Below are 17,672 nucleotides of genomic sequence, written 5' to 3'. Positions count from 1 at the left end.
GATTATTTGCGAGGGTCTGAGGGCTTGTCAATCAGAAGTTGTACGATGACATGGCGCCATTGGTCCGGACACCGAAAAAACCTGTGGGAGGTGTCAGCTGGAAATCATGGGGGGCATGGTGCCGAGGAGGGACACTGCTGCGACCGCGCCCATCCCCAGCATCCATTCGAGCATCACGCTGGTTTTAAGTGTCGACAGACGCTGCTCGCAATCGTTGATGCGCAGGCGATTGAACAGCGCCAAACCGAGCATCGCCGCAATCAGCACCACCTTGATCAACAGGATCAACGCAAAACCAGTGAACAACGGTGTCGGCCAGAACACTCCGGTCAGGACCCGAACGTTGATCAATCCGGTGATCAGCAAACCCGCCACCAAGGCGTAACCGACACCACTAAACCGCTGCAATATCGCTTTGACGGGCTGCTCTTGCGGTTGACGCAAGATCATCACCAACAGCATCAACCCGCCGAGCCATGCACCCACGCAGGTCAGGTGAACGATTTGATTGAGCATCAACAACTGGCCGTTGAGGCCGTCCAGCATGGCGCCATGACCGACCGGCGCGAGGGTCGCCAGCAATAGACTGACGAGGCCGATTCGCAGCGGCTTGCTGGCCCGCCACGGACTCATCAGCAACGCCACCAGCAACCCATTGAGCAACAAGTGCCAGCGCCAGACCTGGCCAAAAAACGTGTTGCCCAACACCAGGTGCAGGGTCGACGGATCGAACGCCGCCTCCAACGCGCCGGCCATGCTGGCGGTGATCAGCAGCAACCAGGCAACGCCACTGGCCAACCCTACGGCGGCCAGCCAACGACTGGTCAATGCCAGTTTTCGATCGAGGTGTTCAGCGCTGCCATTGAGCAACAACGGTCGAAACACCCACGCCCCGAACAGCATCAGCACCATGGTGAAATGCACAAAGCGACACAGCACCATCGCGCTCGTCATGAATTACTGGCCAACCTTGAAGCCGTAGGCGCCTTCGCTTTTGTGGGTGTCGACGGACACCGCGTGCCACTCGACTTTATAGGTGCCTGCGGTCAGCGGTGCGGCAGGCGTGACGATCAGGGTTTTCTTGTCGCTGCCTTCCGTGGCGAGACTTTTCACCGGCACCGCGGCACCGTCCTTGGTGATTGTGACCTTGGTGAACGTCGCTTCAACGCCTTCGGAAAATTCCAGGCGCAACTGCGCGGGCGCGCTCACGGTGCTGTCGGCGGCCGGGGTCTGGCCTTTGAGATGGGCGTGGGCCCACACCGACGAAGCGGCCAGCAGCGAGCCGAGGAGGGCGGTGGTGACCAGGGCTTTCTTGAGCATCGCGGATACCTCTGAGGCAGGTTCGAAGTGGCGCCAGTTTACCCGCCGAAAGCTTAGTGTCGAAGTTTCGTTTTAGCCTGTCGCCGTGACGTAGAGCCGGATGCTAGTCTTGGTCAACGCTGGTGTCAGGGAGCCCTCATGGGCAATCACAAGATCGGGATTCGTCGCAGTAACGTCGAGAAAATTTTGCTGGGAGCGGAAAAGGTCTTCGCCGAAAAAGGCTTTGGCGGCACCGCCATGGCCGACATCGCTGTCGAGGTGCAACTGCCGCGCTCCAACCTGCATTACTACTTCAGCACCAAGACCGAGTTGTACAGCGCGGTGTTGTTCGATCTGCTGGAAGTGTGGAAGCAGGACGCGTTGTGCTTCGAGATGTTCGACGATCCGCGCGTGGTGCTCAGCAGCTACATCCGCGCCAAGATGAACCACTCACGCAGCCGGCCCTATGGGTCGAAAGTGTGGGCCAACGAGATCATCCACGGTGCGCCGACATTGGGTGAGGCGCTGGACGCCAGCTTGTATGACTGGGCGAAGATGAAGGAAGCGAAAATCCGTCAGTGGGTGGATGACAAACGCATCCTGCCGGTGGAGCCTTCGAGCCTGCTGTACATGATCTGGGCGTCGACCCAGCACTATGCGGACTTTGATCATCAGGTGAATATCTTGAATGATCACCAGCCGTTGTCGGACATGCAGTTCGAGCGGGCGGTGCAGACGGTGACCAGCGTGATTTTGCGGGGGATCGGGTTGGAGCCTTGAGCCTTGTGGTGTGGCTGATGGCCCCTTCGCGAGCAGGCTCGCTCCTACCTTGGAACGCATTTCAACTGTAGGAGTGAGCCTGCTCGCGATGGGGCCAGTTCAGGCTCAGCAAATCTCAGACCGCTACATGGTACGGATTCCTCGGATCATGATTCCAATCCAGAAACGGCTTGCCCGTGTCCATCGGCACCATCTCGATACAATCCTGCACCGGGCAGGTGATCTGGCACAAATTACAGCCCACACACTCCTCATCAATCACTGAATACTGATGTGTCCCGTCTGCCTGCTTCACGCTGGCAATCGCCTGGTGCGACGTATCCTCGCAAGCAATGTGGCAACGCCCACACCCAATGCACGCCTCCTGATCAATCCTGGCGATCACCTGATAGTTGATGTCGAGGTACTTCCAGTCCGTGGTATTGCCCACGGCCCGCCCGGAAAATTCCGAAATACTGGCGTAGCCCTGACTGTCCATCCAGCGTGACAAGCCGTCCTTCATCTCCTCGACAATCCTGAAGCCATGCAGCATCGCCGCCGTGCACACCTGCACCGAACCGCTGCCCAGCGCAATAAATTCCGCCGCATCGCGCCAGCTACCGATGCCGCCAATGCCGGAGATCGGCAGGCCTTGGGTCTGCGGGTCACGGGCGATTTCGGCGACCATGTTCAGCGCAATCGGCTTGACCGCCGACCCGCAGTAACCGCCATGAGTGCTTTGGCTGCCCACGACCGGGTTGGCGACCATGCGCTCGAGGTTGACGCTGGTGATCGAGTTGATCGTGTTGATCAGCGACACCGCATCCGCACCCCCGCGATGGGCAGCGCGGGCGGCGACGCGGATGTCGGTGATGTTTGGTGTGAGCTTGACGATCACCGGCAGCGAGCAATACGTCTTGCACCAGCGGGTGACCTGTTCGACGTACTCCGGCACCTGGCCGACCGCCGCGCCCATGCCGCGTTCCGGCATGCCGTGGGGGCAGCCGAAATTCAGTTCGATGCCGTCGGCGCCGGTGGCTTCCACCAGCGGCAGGATGAATTTCCACGACTCTTCGACACAGGGCACCATCAACGACACGATCATCGCGCGGTCCGGCCAGTCCTTTTTGACCTGGGTGATTTCCCGCAGATTGATCTCCAGCGAACGGTCGGTGATCAGCTCGATGTTGTTGAAACCCACCACCTCGCGGTTGGCGCCGAAATGCGCCGAGTAGCGCGACGACACGTTGACCGCCGCCGGGTCTTCACCCAGGGTTTTCCAGACCACACCACCCCAGCCGGCCTCGAAGGCGCGGACTACGTTGTAGGCCTTGTCGGTCGGTGGCGCGGACGCCAGCCAGAATGGGTTGGGCGCTTTGATGCCGGCGAAGACAATCGAGAGATCGGCCATTTACGCAGCCTCCACGTTGAGCATCAGTTGAGCGTTGATCGCCTCGGCGGCGCGTTTGCCGTGTTGCACGGCTTGCACGGTGAGGTCCTGATCGAGGCTGGTGCAGTCGCCGCCGGCATACACGCCGGGGATGCTGGTGCGCAGCTGTTCGTCGACCTGAATCCGTTCGCCCTGACGCTTTAGCTCACGGGCCAGCGGGTCGGCGAGGGCGCTGCCGTCAAAGGCCTGGCCGATGGCTTTGAAGATGGCGTCAGCGGCCAGTTCGAAGGTTTGCCCGGTGGTTTGCAGGCGACCGTCCACCAGATGCGTGCGGGCGAAGCGCATGCCGCGCACCTTGCCGTGGTCGTCGAGCAGCACTTCTTCCGGCTGCGCCCACGTCAGCAAACGCACCTGATTGGACTTGGCGATGTCCTGTTCGTGACCGGTGGCGCCCATGTCTTCCACGCCACGGCGGTACACCAGATTCACATCGCGAGCGCCGAGACGAGCCATTTGCACGGCCATGTCGATGGCGGTGTTGCCGGCGCCGAGGACGATGCAGTGGTCAGCCAGCGGCAGTTGCGTCAGGTCATCGGCCTGGCGCAGTTCGCGAATGTAATCGGTCGCCGCGAGCAAACCGGGCGCCTCTTCGTGGGCCAAGCCGAGTTGTTTGCTGGCATTCAGACCGAGGCCGAGAAACACCGCGTCGAATTGTTGATGCAAGTCGCTGAGCGTCAGGTTGTCGCCGAGTTTCTGTCCGTGGCGGATTTCGATGCCACCGATTTGCAGGAGGAACTCCAGTTCCTTTTGCGCGTAGTCGTCCACCAGTTTGTACTTGGCAATCCCGTACTCGTTGAGGCCACCGGCCTTTTCCCGGGCTTCGAAAATCACCACGTCATGGCCGTGCATCGCGCTGCGGTGCGCGCAGGACAAACCGGCCGGGCCGGCCCCGACCACGGCGACGCGTTTGCCGGTTGATACCGCACGCGCGAACGGGTGTTCACTGAAGTGAGCGTTGTCGACGGCGTAGCGTTGCAGCAAACCGATCAGGACCGGTGCGCATTCATGGTCGTTGTTGCGCACGCAGGCTTGCTGGCAGAGGATTTCCGTCGGGCACACACGAGCGCAACTGCCGCCGAGGATGTTCGCCGAGAGGATTTTCTGCGCGGCGCCCTGGACGTTTTCCTGATGGATATTGCGGATGAAGGACGGGATGTCGATCTCGCTGGGACAGGCGTTCACGCAGGGCGCGTCGTAGCAATACAGGCAACGCGAGGCTTCCAGATGGGCCTGGCGGTCGTTGAGCGGCGGCGCCAGGTCGGTGAAATGGCCGGCGAGGGCGGCGGCATTCTCGTAAGGATGCGGGAGGTGGTTCAGGGTCTTGATCACGGTAGTGGCCTCACGGTGATGGAGGTGCTGCCTCTGGTGGGCATTGGTTTTTGTGTTGCCTGTTCTGGCCCCTTCGCGAGCAAGTCGAATCGTCGCACCGCCGCTCCCACAGGGGTATGCATTCCAAATGTGGGAGCGGGCTTGCTCGCGAAGGCCGCAGGCCTCGATCTCAGCGGTTCACAGATTTTGGCTGGAGCAGTGCAGCCCGCTTGCTCAGCAAATCAAACACCGCCGGATACGCCGGCCGTTCGACATACCGTCCCGCCCCCCGCTCGGCGCGCAAATCGCCATCAGCCCAGACCACGCGGCCCTGGCTGACGGTGTGGCTCGGCACGCCGCGCACGGTCTTGCCTTCAAAGATGTTGAAGTCGACCTGCTGGTGATGGGTCTTCGCTGAAATCGTCCGCGTGCCTTCCGGGTCCCACAACACCAGGTCCGCGTCGGCGCCGACCCGAATCGCGCCTTTGCGTGGGTAGAGGTTGAAGATCTTCGCGGTGTTGGTGGAAGTCAGCGCGACGAAGTGCTGCATCGACAGACGCCCGGTGTTGACCCCTTCATCCCAGAGCACCGCCATGCGGTCTTCGATACCGGCGGTGCCGTTGGGGATTTTGCTGAAGTCGTCGCGGCCGGCGGCTTTTTGTTCGGCGCAGAAGCAGCAATGGTCGGTCGCGGTGGTGTGCAGGTTGCCGGACTGCAGGCCGTGCCACAGCGCCTCTTGATGGCCGCGAGGGCGGAAGGGCGGGCTCATCACGTAACCGGCGGCGGTCTGCCAGTCCGGGTGTTGGTAGACGCTGTCGTCGAGCAGCAGATGCCCGGCCAGGACTTCGCCGTAGACTTGTTGGCCCTTGCTGCGAGCGTAGGTGATTTCGTCGAGGGCTTCTTTGGTCGAGACGTGTACCAGGTACAGCGGCGTGCCCAACGTCTCGGCAATGCGGATCGCCCGACTGGCCGCTTCACCTTCCACCTGCGAAGGCCGCGACAGCGGATGCGCTTCCGGGCCGGTGATGCCCTGGGCCATCAACTTGCGTTGCAGGTGGTAGACCAGCTCGCCATTTTCGGCGTGTACGGTGGGCACCGCGCCCAGTTCCAGGCAACGCTCGAAACTCGCCACCAGCGTGTCGTCGGCGGCCATGATCGCGTTTTTGTACGCCATGAAATGCTTGAAGCTGTTGACCCCATGCTGGCTGACCAGCTCCGCCATCTCCTCGCGCACCTGCTCGCTCCACCAGGTGATCGCGACATGGAAGCCGTAGTCCGACGCCGATTTCTCAGCCCAGCCGCGCCACTGGTGAAACGCTTCCATCAGCGATTGCTGTGGATTGGGAATCACGAAGTCGATGATCGATGTGGTGCCACCGGCCAGTCCTGCCGCCGTGCCACTGAAAAAGTCTTCACTGGCCACGGTGCCCATGAAGGGCAGTTGCATGTGCGTGTGCGGATCGATGCCGCCGGGCATCAGGTACTGGCCGCTGCCGTCGAGCACTTCGGCACCTGCCGGAACATCAAGATTATCGCCAATGGCTTTGATCACGCCGTCGGCGCAATAGACGTCGGCGCGATAACTTTCATCATGGGTAATAACGGTGGCGCCACGGATCAACAGAGACATTCCGAGTTCCTCGCAGGCAATGACCGGCTTATGCCGGTTCTAGGTGTTTTATATAAAACCGTCGCCAACAGGTGTATTCCTGTCAACGCTGTCAGGAATTGAAGCTAGTCTTTGTTTATGAAATCAGCAAGAATATTTTTTATAAGCTTATGACTGTTTTAACCATTTGATTAATAACGATTAAGTTCGTAAGTCACCAAAATGGTGAGGCTTCTCACCATTTTGACGCACTTGACAGGTTCCAAAAATAGACGAGATTTTCTATGTGAAATCAGCCGCTTGAGGATGGTCTATGGTTGATGCGCAACGTTTCAAAAAAGTTTGATGCACCAGTTTGAGTCCTGACGATTCGGACAACTTGCCTGACATTCAGCCTGAGTGAACAGGCATCTCACCGAAGACTTGCTGGATATATGAATAAAAACAGTTGGTTGTAGCGTTTTATGGAACTGCCCGATGCGTAATCGAGTGGCCCGGCACGTTTATTGATGCCCCGGCAGCTTGATGAGCAAAAAATAATTCAAAGAACAGTGGAGCGGCCATGCAACAGATCAGATCGCAAGTGACCGAGCGCAACGGCTTGTATGAACTCGAAGCCGGCAGCGACGTCCTCGACAGTCCCCGTTACAACCACGATATGGCACCGACCAAGTTGCATGAGCGAACCTGGAACAAATGGCACATCACCGCGCTCTGGATCGGCATGGCGATTTGTGTGCCGACCTACACCCTGGGCGGCGTACTCACTGCGTACTTCGGGCTGACGGTGGGTGAGGCCCTGCTGGCGATCCTGTTTGCCAACATCATCGTGCTGATCCCCCTGACGCTGAACGCTTTCCCCGGCACCAAGTACGGCATTCCGTTTCCCGTGTTGCTGCGTTCGAGCTTCGGCATTCTCGGTTCCAATATTCCTTGCCTGATCCGCGCCTTGGTGGCGTGTGGTTGGTTCGGGATTCAGACGATGTTCGGCGGGTTGGCCATTCACCTGTTCCTGGGCTCGGTGTTCGAGGGCTGGAAGTCGTTGGGCGGCACCGGCGAAGTCATCGGATTCATGGTGTTCTGGGCGCTGAATCTGTGGGTGGTGATTCGCGGCGCCGAGTCGATCAAATGGCTGGAAACCCTGTCCGCGCCGCTGTTGATCTTGGTCGGTGCCGGCCTGCTGGTGTGGGCGCTGCCGAATGTGTCGATGACCGAGTTGCTGGCGATCCCGGCCAAGCGTCCCGAGGGCGCGAGCGTGGCGGGTTACTTCGCCGCCGGCCTGACGGCGATGGTCGGTTTCTGGGCAACCTTATCGTTGAACATTCCCGACTTCAGCCGCTACGCCAAAAGCCAGAGAGACCAGATCATCGGGCAGATTATCGGCCTGCCGCTGACCATGTTCCTTTTTGCCTCGCTGGGTGTGGTCATGACCGCCGCTTCGGTGAAACTGGTGGGTGTGACCGTCTCTGACCCGGTGACGTTGATCGGGCATATCCAGAGCCCGATCTGGGTCGCGCTGGCCATGGCACTGATCATCATCGCCACGCTGTCGACCAACACCGCGGCCAACATCGTTTCACCGACCAACGATTTCCAGAACGTTGCGCCCAAGTTGATCAACCGCACCAAAGCGGTGTTGCTCACCGGGGTGGTGGGGCTGTTGCTGATGGCGCATGAGCTGCTGAAAAAGCTTGGCTTGATTGTTTCGGACCTGAGCCTGGAAACGGTCTATTCGAACTGGCTGCTGGGGTATTCCAGCCTGCTCGGGCCGATTGCCGGGATCATGGTGGTGGACTATTTCCTGATCAAGAAACAGCAACTGGATCTGGCCGGGCTGTATCGCGATGACGTGTATCCGGCGTGGAACTGGTTCGGCTTTATCGCGTTCGGTGTGCCGGTGGTGTTGACGCTGCTGTCGCTGGGCAGCGATGCGTTCAGCTGGTTCTACAGCTACGGCTGGTTTACCGGCTCGGCGCTGGGTGGGGTGATTTATTACGGGTTGTGCTCGTTGCGGCCTAGTCCATCCGTCGCGAAATCGGCGGTGTAGCGGATGGCCCCTTCGAGCAGGTCGAATCGTCGCACCGTCGCTCCCACAATTGGAATGCGGTTCCCTGTGGGAGCGAGCCTGCTCGCGAAGACGGCCTCAACAACACCAAAGCACTACCTGAATAAATCTGGAACAAACTGCCTGAGGAGATCCCCATGAACGCAGCCGTAGACGTTCTGCAATCCACCCATCAGCACATCAACCGCGACCGCCTGTGGCAATCCCTCATGGAGCTCGCCCAACTCGGCGCCACGGTCAAGGGTGGCGTTTGTCGCCTGGCCCTGACGGACCTCGACCGCCAGGCCCGCGACATCTTCGTCAACTGGTGTGAAGCAGCCGGCTGCACCGTCAGCGTCGACGCCGTCGGCAACATCTTCGCCCGCCGTCCGGGCCGCAATCCGAGCCTGCCACCGGTCATGACCGGCAGCCACATCGACACCCAGCCCACCGGCGGCAAGTTCGATGGCTGTTTCGGTGTGCTGGCCGGCGTCGAAGTGCTGCGCACCCTCAACGACCTGAACATCGAAACCGAAGCGCCGCTGGAAGTGGTGGTCTGGACCAACGAAGAAGGCTCGCGCTTCGCCCCGTGCATGATGGGCTCCGGGGTCTTTGCCGAAAAATTCACCCTCGAAGAAACCCTCGCCAAGGTCGACGCCGAAGGCATCACCGTGGGCCAGGCCCTCAATGCCATTGGCTACGCCGGTCCACGCCAGGTCAGCGGCCATGCGGTCGGTGCTTATTTTGAAGCCCACATCGAGCAAGGCCCGATCCTCGAAGACGAACACAAAACCATCGGCGTGGTGATGGGCGCGCTCGGCCAGAAGTGGTTTGACCTCAAACTGCGCGGCGTCGAAGCCCACGCCGGCCCAACCCCGATGCACCTGCGCAAGGACGCCCTGGTCGGCGCCGCCGTGATTGTCGGTGCAGTCAACCGCGCCGCGCTGGTCCACCAGCCCCACGCCTGCGGCACCGTCGGTTGCCTGCAAGCCTACCCCGGCTCACGCAACGTCATCCCCGGCGAAGTGCGCATGACCCTCGACTTCCGTCATCTGGAACCGGCACGCCTGGACTCGATGATCGCCGAAGTCCGGCAAATCATCGAAACCACCTGCAATGAACACGGCCTGACCTTCGAACTCACCCCGACGGCAGATTTCCCGCCGCTGTACTTCGACCCAGGCTGCGTCGACGCAGTGCGCAACGCCGCGCAAGGCCTGGGCTTATCGCACATGGACATCGTCAGCGGAGCAGGGCACGACGCAATCTTCCTCGCCGAACTCGGCCCGGCCGGGATGATCTTCGTGCCGTGCGAAGGTGGCATCAGCCACAACGAAATCGAGAATGCCGCGCCGGATGATCTGGCGGCGGGGTGTGCGGTGTTGTTGCGGGCGATGTTGGCGGCGTCGGCGGCGATTGCCAGCGGGGAGTTGGTGAGGTAGCGGATTAACACTATTGATGTGTAACTGCTTCAGTTAAAGAAACGGCCAGGAGGCCGTTTTTTTTTACAGATGAGTAAATTACGTGAAGAGGTTTGTCGGAGCGTTGCAACACTCCGTCAGTTACGAATAAGTCGTAGAGACGAACGCTCTGGTTTGAATAAATAATCGCGATAGAACTTAACCTTTTGAAAACTATTTGATCGTACAAGCAGCGCGAAAGCGCTCGCGATGTTGATCCTTGTCATGCATGCGCCGCTTTTTGCGTAGCAATATTCGAAACCACACGATTTTCCAAAAAAAGCGGTTTCAAAAACCCTTCATGTCGGTGAGTATGCCCGCTATTTGTGCATGTATTCATAGTTGCATCGTCAGGTTCACCATGGAGAAATGGTTATGACCATCAAGATCGAGGCGGTGATAGCCAGCAAAATCGGCTTCGCTTCCCACCAAAATGCTGTGCCGGTTCTGCGAGAGCTGACGGTACACAACGACGGTGAGGCAGACTTCAACGATCTTGAACTGGAGCTTGTGGCAGACCCTCCCTTTCTCGAAGGTAAAACGTGGCGTCTGGACCGTCTGAGTAAAGGTTCGACGCTTCATATCACCGAGCGCAATTTGGCGCTGAATGCCGGCTATCTTGCCGATCTTGCAGAAAGTCTTACTGCTACCGTCATTCTGCGTCTTCGCTGCAAGGATGAAACTCTCTTCAGCCAATCGTTTCCGATTGAGCTTCTAGCGAAAAATGAATGGGGCGGTGTCAATTCCATGCCGGAGTTGCTTCCCGCTTTTGTGATGCCCAATGACCCAGCGGTCGATCGAGTTCTGAAGTCTGCATCGGACGTTTTGCGCCGCGCTGGAAAAACGGATGGCATTGACGGATACGAAAGTAAATCTAGAACCAGGACGTGGGAGTTGGCCTCCGCGATATGGTCGGCTGTTTGCGGGCTAAGGCTGAGTTATGCGTTACCCCCCGCAAGCTTTGAAACCCAGGGGCAAAAGGTTCGGACGCCGGGCCTTATTCTGGAGGGAGGTGTTGCGACGTGCCTGGATACGGCATTGCTTTTTGCGGCAGCGCTGGAGCAGGCTGGGCTAAATGCTCTGTTGATTATGACCAAAGGGCATGCGTTTGTTGGCGTTTGGCTTCAACCACAAGAATTCTCTCAGCTCATTACCGACGAAGCCGCAGCGGTACGCAAGCGTATCGACTTAAAAGAAGTGCTCGTATTTGAAACTACGCTCGCAACCCAGTTTCCTGTGCCGGGATTCAGTCAAGCGATAAGCAATGCAGAGCGGCAAATCAATGATGAAGACTTCATCATGGCCATTGATATTCATCGGGCTCGTATGCAGCGTATCCGACCCTTGGCCTCCTCGGTATATCTGCCTAAAGCCAGTCCTGCTGAAGGGCAAGAAGAAGTATCAGAGTCCTTGGAAGCAGCACCTCCGTTGCCCGGCTTCGACATCGAGATTTCTACCGATGCAGATTCCCCTGCTGGAAAGTTAACGCTTTGGCAGCGCAAACTTCTAGATCTCACCACGCGCAACCGGCTCCTTCACTTGCCGGATAGCGCAAAAGGTGTCCGACTGATTTGTCCTGATCCAGCGGAATTGGAGGATCAACTCGCCAGCGGAAAGCGTATTCGTATCGTTCCTGTGCCAGATCTTGAAGCGGGAGGACGAGATGCTGCTCTGTATGAGCAACAAAACCGTGAAAGTTTGCGCGATGATTATGCCAGGACGGCTCTATCCCGAGGCGAAGTACTTGCCACACTCGAAAAGAGCAAGCTTGAAGTTGCGTTGATCGACCTCTATCGCAAAGCCCGGAGCGATCTGGATGAGGGGGGCGCAAACACGCTGTTTCTTGCTGTCGGCTTTCTAAAATGGAAAAAGTCGGCAGATGATCCCAAGACTTATTCTGCTCCCTTGATTTTGCTACCGGTGAAGCTTGACCGTAAAAGCGCTTTGTCAGGCGTAACTATGACTCTGCTTGAGGATGAGCCTCGCTTTAACCTTACATTGCTCGAGCTATTGCGCCACGATTTTGAGTTAGTCATTCCAGGGTTGGAAGGGGAGCTTCCGAGCGATGAGAGCGGTATCGATGTCGCAGGTATCTGGAATACTGTCAGACGCGCGATAAGGGATGTGCCGGGATTTGAAGTCACAACGGAGCTCGTGTTGGGGACTTTTTCCTTTGCGAAATACTTGATGTGGCAGGATCTTGCGGCCCGTTCCGAACAGCTTTTGAAAAGCCCTATGGTCAAGCACCTGTTGGAAAGGAGCATTGGTGGTGAAGGCTATTCGACTGCGGGTGACTTTCCTCAATCCAACGAACTAGATAAGAAGATCAACCCTGCTGATCTCTTTACGCCTTTACCTGCGGACTCTTCTCAATTGGCGGCCGTCGTTGCTTCGGCCAGTGGTTGTGACTTTGTACTCGACGGGCCTCCTGGCACTGGTAAATCCCAAACCATTGCAAACATGATTGCGCACAACCTTGCCCTCGGACGTAGGGTCTTGTTCGTCGCGGAGAAAATGGCGGCGCTTGATGTGGTTTATCGTCGACTTGAGGAAAAGGGGTTAGGCGAATTCTGTCTTGAACTCCACTCAAGCAAGACGTCGAAAGTAGAAGTGCTCAAGCAACTCGAGCGAGCGTGGGACGTACGTGATGCGCTGACTGCTGGAGAGTGGGCAGTTGAAACTTCGAAGCTGCATAGGCTGAGAAATAGCCTTAATGAAGTTGTAGAGCTGTTGCATCGCCGTTCACCTAATGGGTGGACTGTGCATCAGGCCATTGGCCGTGTTGTTAGGGATGGTAATGCCTCAATACCGCGTATTGGATGGCCAGAGGGCACAACTCACGACGCGCACACCTACACTCAGCTTCAGGATGTCGCTAGACGCCTTGATCTGAATAGCCAAGCTGCACGAGAGCTTTCTGCAAGTTTTTCACTGTTGGCTCCTACGGATTGGTCCAACGGTTGGCAGGAAGCGATTGTCGCTGCAGCGAGCGATCTCCCGGGCGCTATCGAGCGACTTAAAGTAGCTAGCAGCAGTTTGCTGAAAGCCACCGACCTTCCACTTTCGGTTGCAAGTAGTGAGGATATCGAACAACTCGCGCAGTTTGTCGCTGTTCTGATTGATGCTCACAGCATTGATCTTTCATTCGCCTTTACGCTGAACGCAAGCGCGAAGATAGGTGCTGCCAAAAAAGCTGCTCGGCTACTCGCAGAATATCGAGAGATTGAACAGTCGCTGTCCCTGCGATATGCGCCAGACGCTTGCCGCACTATTAACCTTGAACAGGTCAAAAATGATTGGGATACGGCGAAGGCTAAATTCTGGCTCCTGGCTACTCTCGGTAAAAAGAAGGTAGCTAGAAATCTGGCAAGTACAGGAGGCGCCGTCGGACTCCCGAACGTTGAGTCGGACCTGATCAAGCTTAACGAACTGCGTAACTTGCTTGCCTCTCTGGATGGCTTATCTGCAGATGTGAGTTCCGTACCTGGATGGAGCGGCGTGTCCAGCGATGCGCCAACCATGGCTGCCGCCTGCGAGTTGGGCGAACGACTGAGGACGATGATTAGCTCCAGAGCGGAGTCTCCCGAAGATCTGATTTCTTTACGCGGAGCTACTGAAAAGCTTGTCGTAAAAGCCAATGAATTACTGGGCGGCGGAGGTTTCATTGCTTCGGCATTGCATCAGTTGAAAGATGCACTCGCTAACTTCAATGAATCCGCCAAACGATTCAACGAGTTGGGCAACCGGCCATTTGAGGCGAAACTGACAGTTGAATCTTTGCTGGAGGCTTCTAACGCAATCATCCGCCAGGAATCAAAGCTAAAAGCTTGGTGTGATTGGTGTCGAGTTAGAGAGGAAGCGGTGGCCTTGGGGCTGCAACCGTTAAGTGATGCGTTGGCGTCTAACGCAATACCAGAAGGTGGCACCGTCAACGCTTTCGAAACTGCCTACGCTCGTTGGTTTGCGACGGTGATGATTGATGCGGAGCCGTTGCTGCGAAACTTCGTGCCTGCGGAGCACACAAGCGATATTGAGGCGTTTGTTCGTCTTGATGAAGATTTGTCCAAGCTCACAGTGCGGTACATACGAGCGAAGCTGTGTGGTTTGATTCCATCGAAAAACGAGATTGGCAAACAGGGTGGCTTCGGCATTTTGAAGCACGAGTTGCAGAAGTCCCGACGCCATAAACCGGTGCGACAATTGGCTGTTGAGATGGGCGACGCCATGTCCAAGCTTGCCCCTTGTATGCTCATGAGTCCGCTTTCGATTGCACAGTATCTACCGACGGACCTAGCTCTTTTCGATTTGGTTATTTTCGATGAAGCTTCGCAAATTGCGCCTTGGGATGCGATTGGTTCGATTGCAAGAGGCAAGCAGGTTGTGATTGCGGGTGACCCCCGTCAAATGCCCCCCACGAATTTCTTCAATCGTGCTGCCTCCGCGTCAGAGGATGATACGTCGGAGGACATGGAGAGCATTCTGGATGAGTGTCTCGGTGCGGGTATTCCAAGCCATAGCCTTAGCTGGCATTACCGTAGTCGCCATGAAAGTTTGATTGCATTTTCAAACCACCGTTACTACGACAGTAACTTGATAACTTTCCCAGCAGCTGAAACCCGCGCAAGCGCTGTGGAGTGGCGGCGTGTCAATGGTGTCTATGCGAAAGGTAAGGGTCGACACAATCAGGCTGAAGCTGAAGCTATCGTTACCGAAACCGTTAAGCGTTTGTTGGACCCAGCCTTTGTCGCTGCAGGTCATACAATCGGGATAATCACGCTTAACAGTGATCAGCAAAGACTTATTACCGATCTGTTGGACAGGGCGCGGCAGCAGTTTCCGCAGATTGAGCCGTTTTTCCAGGATGATATCGCCGAACCTGTCGTTGTAAAAAATCTGGAGACTGTGCAAGGCGATGAGCGAGATTTGATCATGTTGGGTATTGGGTACGGTCCCACCGAGCCCGGTGCTCAAGTCATGTCTATGAACTTTGGCCCCTTGAACAAAGAAGGTGGGTGGCGCCGCTTGAATGTCGCGATTACGCGTGCGCGCAGGGAAATGTTGGTCTTTTCATCCTTCGATTCGTCAATGGTCGACTTAAACCGTACCAATGCCCGGGCAGTACGTGATCTCAAACACTTTATCGAATTTGCTCAACGTGGCCCAAGAGCGCTTGCTGAGGCGGTGCAGGGGTCTGTAGGTGGCTATGATTCGCCATTTGAAGAGGCCGTTGCTCAAGGTTTGAGGCGAAAGGGCTGGCAGGTAGTGCCTCAAATTGGTGTGTCTCGTTTCCGAATTGACTTGGGAATCGTCCATCCGGATAGACCGGGTGACTATCTCGTTGGTGTCGAATGCGATGGCGCGACTTATCACAGTGCAGCTACAGCGAGAGATCGTGACAAGGTTCGTAGCGCAATCCTTAAAGGATTGGGGTGGAAACTGGTTCGGCTATGGTCCACCGAATGGTGGATTGATAAGTCTGGTGCGCTTGATCGTTTGCATGCGTCACTTGAGACACTTTTAAGTGAGTCGCGCGCAGTACCTGCGATTGCAAAGTCTCAAGATCTACCTGTTCCCCATCTGGTACTGGTGCCACCTCTGTCTGCAGTAGCTACCGTTGATCAGGCAGATGCGATTGTCAGTCCTTCTACGCAGGATCAGTTCGTTGATGAGACGGCAGAACTCAAGATTGCAGGCGCGTTTTTTGCTCCAGCCAAGCCTGCAGTGAAGGGAGAGTATCGCGCCACAGACTTCACGATTGTGAGTGATCGGATCAAAGCGGACGCCTTTTACTCTCAAGAGTACGACGTTGTTCTTTCAGATTTGATTGCTCATGTGTTAGCGCAAGAAGCTCCAATTCTCGATTCGTTGTTGGTACAGCGGATTGCTAGAGCGCATGGTTTTCAACGCTCTGGACGTCTAATCCGTGAACGGGTTTTGGATCTGACAGAGAAGAATCATCACCTTAGAAGCGACCCGGTCGACGGTCTATTCGTCTGGCATTCTGAAAGCGACGTTGCTGGCTGGAACAGTTATCGGATTGCAGGAGCGCTGGATGATGCCCGGTCCGTAGAAGAAATAGCATCTGAAGAGTTGCTAGTCGTCGCGTCATTGATTTCAGCAGGTGATAGACCGCTCGAAATCGCCAAGGCATTTGGTGTGAAGCGTTTGACGAGTGCGGCACGTGAGCGAATAGAGTTGGCAATGAAGTCAGCAGTAGGGTTCTAGGTAGCGATTGCCAGCGGGGACTGGCGGCCTGAAACACCCGGCGTGCGCTGAAAAAATCAGCGCACGTCACAAACCCCAACCCTCAATCGTCATCCTGTTGAACCCCTCAAACAGTGGAGCAACACGATGTCGTCCAACACCCAACCGGTCAATTTGCTGCAATCGATCCCACAGGTTTTCGAAAGCCTGACCCAAGTCCACGTCGCCCTCGACAATCACGACTTGGCGCCGTCCCTCAAACACCTGATTCACCTGCGCGCTTCGCAGATCAACCAGTGTGGTTTCTGCGTGAAAATGCACACCCGCGAAGCCCGTGAGGCCAACGAAAGCAACCAGCGTCTGGACCGTTTGATCGTCTGGCGCCACGTCAGTGATTTCAGCGCCGCCGAATGCGCCGCGCTGGTCTGGACCGAAGCCCTGACCGTGCTCGATGAAAAGACCGATTACGCCCGTCTGCGCGGTGACTTGCGCGACCACTTCAACGACGCGCAGATCGGTGCCTTGACGGCCGAGATCGGCATGATCAACCTGTGGAACCGTTTGCAGATGTCGAGGCACTGATCGATGAATTGCGCTGAAAACGCCGCCCCTGTGTTCGAGCAGCGCCGGCCCTTTTTGCTCGGTCTGGCGTACCGCATTCTTGGCTCGCGCGCCGAAGCCGAGGATGTCGTGCAAGAGCTGTTCATCAAATGGCTGGAGGCCGATCGGGCCTCCATCGCGACCCCGGCCGCGTGGCTCACCACGGCGTGCACCCGACACTGCATTGATCTGCTGCGGTCGGCGCACACGTCGCGGGTTGATTACATCGGCACCTGGCTGCCCGAGCCGATTCACACCACCCACCAGGATTCACCCGAGCACATGCATGAACTGGCCTCGTCGCTGTCCACGGCGTTCCTGCTGTTGCTGGAGCGGCTGACCCCCAAGGAACGTGCGGCGTACCTGCTTTACGAAATATTCGACATGGATTACGCGCACGTCGCGGACGCAGTGGGCGTTCAGGAAGCGGCGTGCCGCAAACTGGTGTCCCGCGCCAAAACCAGCCTCGGCGCCGGGCACGCTCGCTTCCAACCGGAGCCGGCGCGCCAGGACCAACTGTTGAGCGCTTTCCGCAGCGCCATCGCCAGCGGCTCGACGGCTTCATTGACCGCGATGCTGAGCGAAGACGTCGAACTCTGCGCGGACAGCGGCGGCAAGGCGTCGGCCATCCGCGAAACCCTGCTGGGCATTACCCGCGTTGAGGATTTCATTGGTCAGTCGCTGCACGCTTATTGGCAAACGTGCGAATGGTTGCCGATGGAAATCAATGGTGCCCAGGGCGTGATCATCAAGGCTGACGGGGTCATCACGGCGTCGATGACCTTTGGTTTTGACGAAGCAGGGCGCGTGAGCCGGATTTTCATCATGCGTAATCCGGATAAGTTGGCGGGGTTGCAGGATTCGTTGGACATGCAGTAACCGGCCCCAACTGACACCTCCAAAAAACCTGTGGGAGCGAGCCTGCTCGCGAAAGCGGTT

At 57.2% G+C, this 17,672-nt stretch carries 11 protein-coding genes; 6 read left to right on the top strand and 5 right to left on the bottom strand.

Translation table 11 applies throughout. The features are described from left to right. Window positions 1-93 precede the first annotated feature (93 nt). Both copD and copC read right to left on the bottom strand, forming a co-directional pair. On the bottom strand, window positions 94-954 hold the full coding sequence (gene copD / locus BK660_RS25735) for a copper homeostasis membrane protein CopD (protein WP_123435679.1): 861 nt from the start codon (window positions 952-954) through the stop codon (window positions 94-96). 3 nt (window positions 955-957) lie between these two features. Continuing rightward, entirely contained in the window at window positions 958-1,320 is a 363-nt protein-coding gene (gene copC, locus BK660_RS25730) for a copper homeostasis periplasmic binding protein CopC (protein WP_123435678.1), read from the bottom strand. Between the two features lie 138 nt (window positions 1,321-1,458). Between copC and BK660_RS25725 the strand changes: the two genes are divergently transcribed. Beyond that, window positions 1,459-2,079, top strand: a complete 621-nt coding sequence (locus tag BK660_RS25725) for a TetR/AcrR family transcriptional regulator (protein ID WP_123435677.1) — start codon at window positions 1,459-1,461, stop codon at window positions 2,077-2,079. Window positions 2,080-2,194: 115 nt separating this feature from the next. Here BK660_RS25725 and preA read toward each other — a convergent pair whose 3' ends face one another. The 3 genes from preA to hydA all read right to left on the bottom strand — a co-directional run bounded on the left by preA (window position 2,195) and on the right by hydA (window position 6,446). Continuing rightward, window positions 2,195-3,469 carry an NAD-dependent dihydropyrimidine dehydrogenase subunit PreA gene (gene preA / locus BK660_RS25720; protein ID WP_123435676.1) on the bottom strand — a complete coding sequence of 425 codons (1,275 nt, stop codon included), beginning with the start codon at window positions 3,467-3,469 and terminating at the stop codon, window positions 2,195-2,197. Continuing rightward, window positions 3,470-4,837 (bottom strand): NAD(P)-dependent oxidoreductase, encoded by a 1,368-nt coding sequence (locus BK660_RS25715; protein ID WP_123435675.1) that lies wholly within the window; start codon window positions 4,835-4,837, stop codon window positions 3,470-3,472. A 169-nt stretch (window positions 4,838-5,006) separates the two neighbouring features. Further along, window positions 5,007-6,446, bottom strand: a complete 1,440-nt coding sequence (hydA, locus tag BK660_RS25710) for a dihydropyrimidinase (protein ID WP_123435674.1) — start codon at window positions 6,444-6,446, stop codon at window positions 5,007-5,009. 541 nt (window positions 6,447-6,987) lie between these two features. On the opposite strand from hydA, the gene BK660_RS25705 reads away from it, so the two are divergent. From BK660_RS25705 to sigJ, 5 genes are all read left to right on the top strand, one after another. Beyond that, window positions 6,988-8,472, top strand: coding sequence for an NCS1 family nucleobase:cation symporter-1 (locus BK660_RS25705; protein WP_123435673.1), 1,485 nt, complete (start codon window positions 6,988-6,990; stop codon window positions 8,470-8,472). A 155-nt stretch (window positions 8,473-8,627) separates the two neighbouring features. Continuing rightward, window positions 8,628-9,911 (top strand): Zn-dependent hydrolase, encoded by a 1,284-nt coding sequence (locus BK660_RS25700; RefSeq protein WP_123435672.1) that lies wholly within the window; start codon window positions 8,628-8,630, stop codon window positions 9,909-9,911. Between the two features lie 393 nt (window positions 9,912-10,304). Further along, window positions 10,305-16,154: a DUF3320 domain-containing protein gene (locus tag BK660_RS25695; RefSeq protein ID WP_123435671.1), complete on the top strand. Its 5,850-nt coding sequence runs from the start codon at window positions 10,305-10,307 to the stop codon at window positions 16,152-16,154. A gap of 126 nt (window positions 16,155-16,280) precedes the next feature. Beyond that, window positions 16,281-16,715, top strand: coding sequence for a carboxymuconolactone decarboxylase family protein (locus BK660_RS25690; protein ID WP_123435670.1), 435 nt, complete (start codon window positions 16,281-16,283; stop codon window positions 16,713-16,715). Between the two features lie 3 nt (window positions 16,716-16,718). After that, on the top strand, window positions 16,719-17,612 hold the full coding sequence (gene sigJ / locus BK660_RS25685; RefSeq protein WP_123435669.1) for an RNA polymerase sigma factor SigJ: 894 nt from the start codon (window positions 16,719-16,721) through the stop codon (window positions 17,610-17,612). Window positions 17,613-17,672: the final 60 nt, after the last annotated feature.

Source organism: Pseudomonas brassicacearum (assembly GCF_003732265.1).
Classification (GTDB): Bacteria; Pseudomonadota; Gammaproteobacteria; order Pseudomonadales; family Pseudomonadaceae; genus Aquipseudomonas; species Aquipseudomonas brassicacearum_D.
Note: the sequence above shows the minus strand (reverse complement) of the source record. Positions and strands in the feature narration are given on the sequence as shown.

Coding starts and splice junctions, on each gene's coding strand:
- copD (WP_123435679.1), bottom strand. CDS start 954: ATGACGAGCGCGATGGTGCTGTGTCGCTTTGTGCATTTCACCATGGTG.
- copC (WP_123435678.1), bottom strand. CDS start 1,320: ATGCTCAAGAAAGCCCTGGTCACCACCGCCCTCCTCGGCTCGCTGCTG.
- BK660_RS25725 (WP_123435677.1), top strand. CDS start 1,459: ATGGGCAATCACAAGATCGGGATTCGTCGCAGTAACGTCGAGAAAATT.
- preA (WP_123435676.1), bottom strand. CDS start 3,469: ATGGCCGATCTCTCGATTGTCTTCGCCGGCATCAAAGCGCCCAACCCA.
- hydA (WP_123435674.1), bottom strand. CDS start 6,446: ATGTCTCTGTTGATCCGTGGCGCCACCGTTATTACCCATGATGAAAGT.
- BK660_RS25705 (WP_123435673.1), top strand. CDS start 6,988: ATGCAACAGATCAGATCGCAAGTGACCGAGCGCAACGGCTTGTATGAA.
- BK660_RS25700 (WP_123435672.1), top strand. CDS start 8,628: ATGAACGCAGCCGTAGACGTTCTGCAATCCACCCATCAGCACATCAAC.
- BK660_RS25695 (WP_123435671.1), top strand. CDS start 10,305: ATGACCATCAAGATCGAGGCGGTGATAGCCAGCAAAATCGGCTTCGCT.
- BK660_RS25690 (WP_123435670.1), top strand. CDS start 16,281: ATGTCGTCCAACACCCAACCGGTCAATTTGCTGCAATCGATCCCACAG.
- sigJ (WP_123435669.1), top strand. CDS start 16,719: ATGAATTGCGCTGAAAACGCCGCCCCTGTGTTCGAGCAGCGCCGGCCC.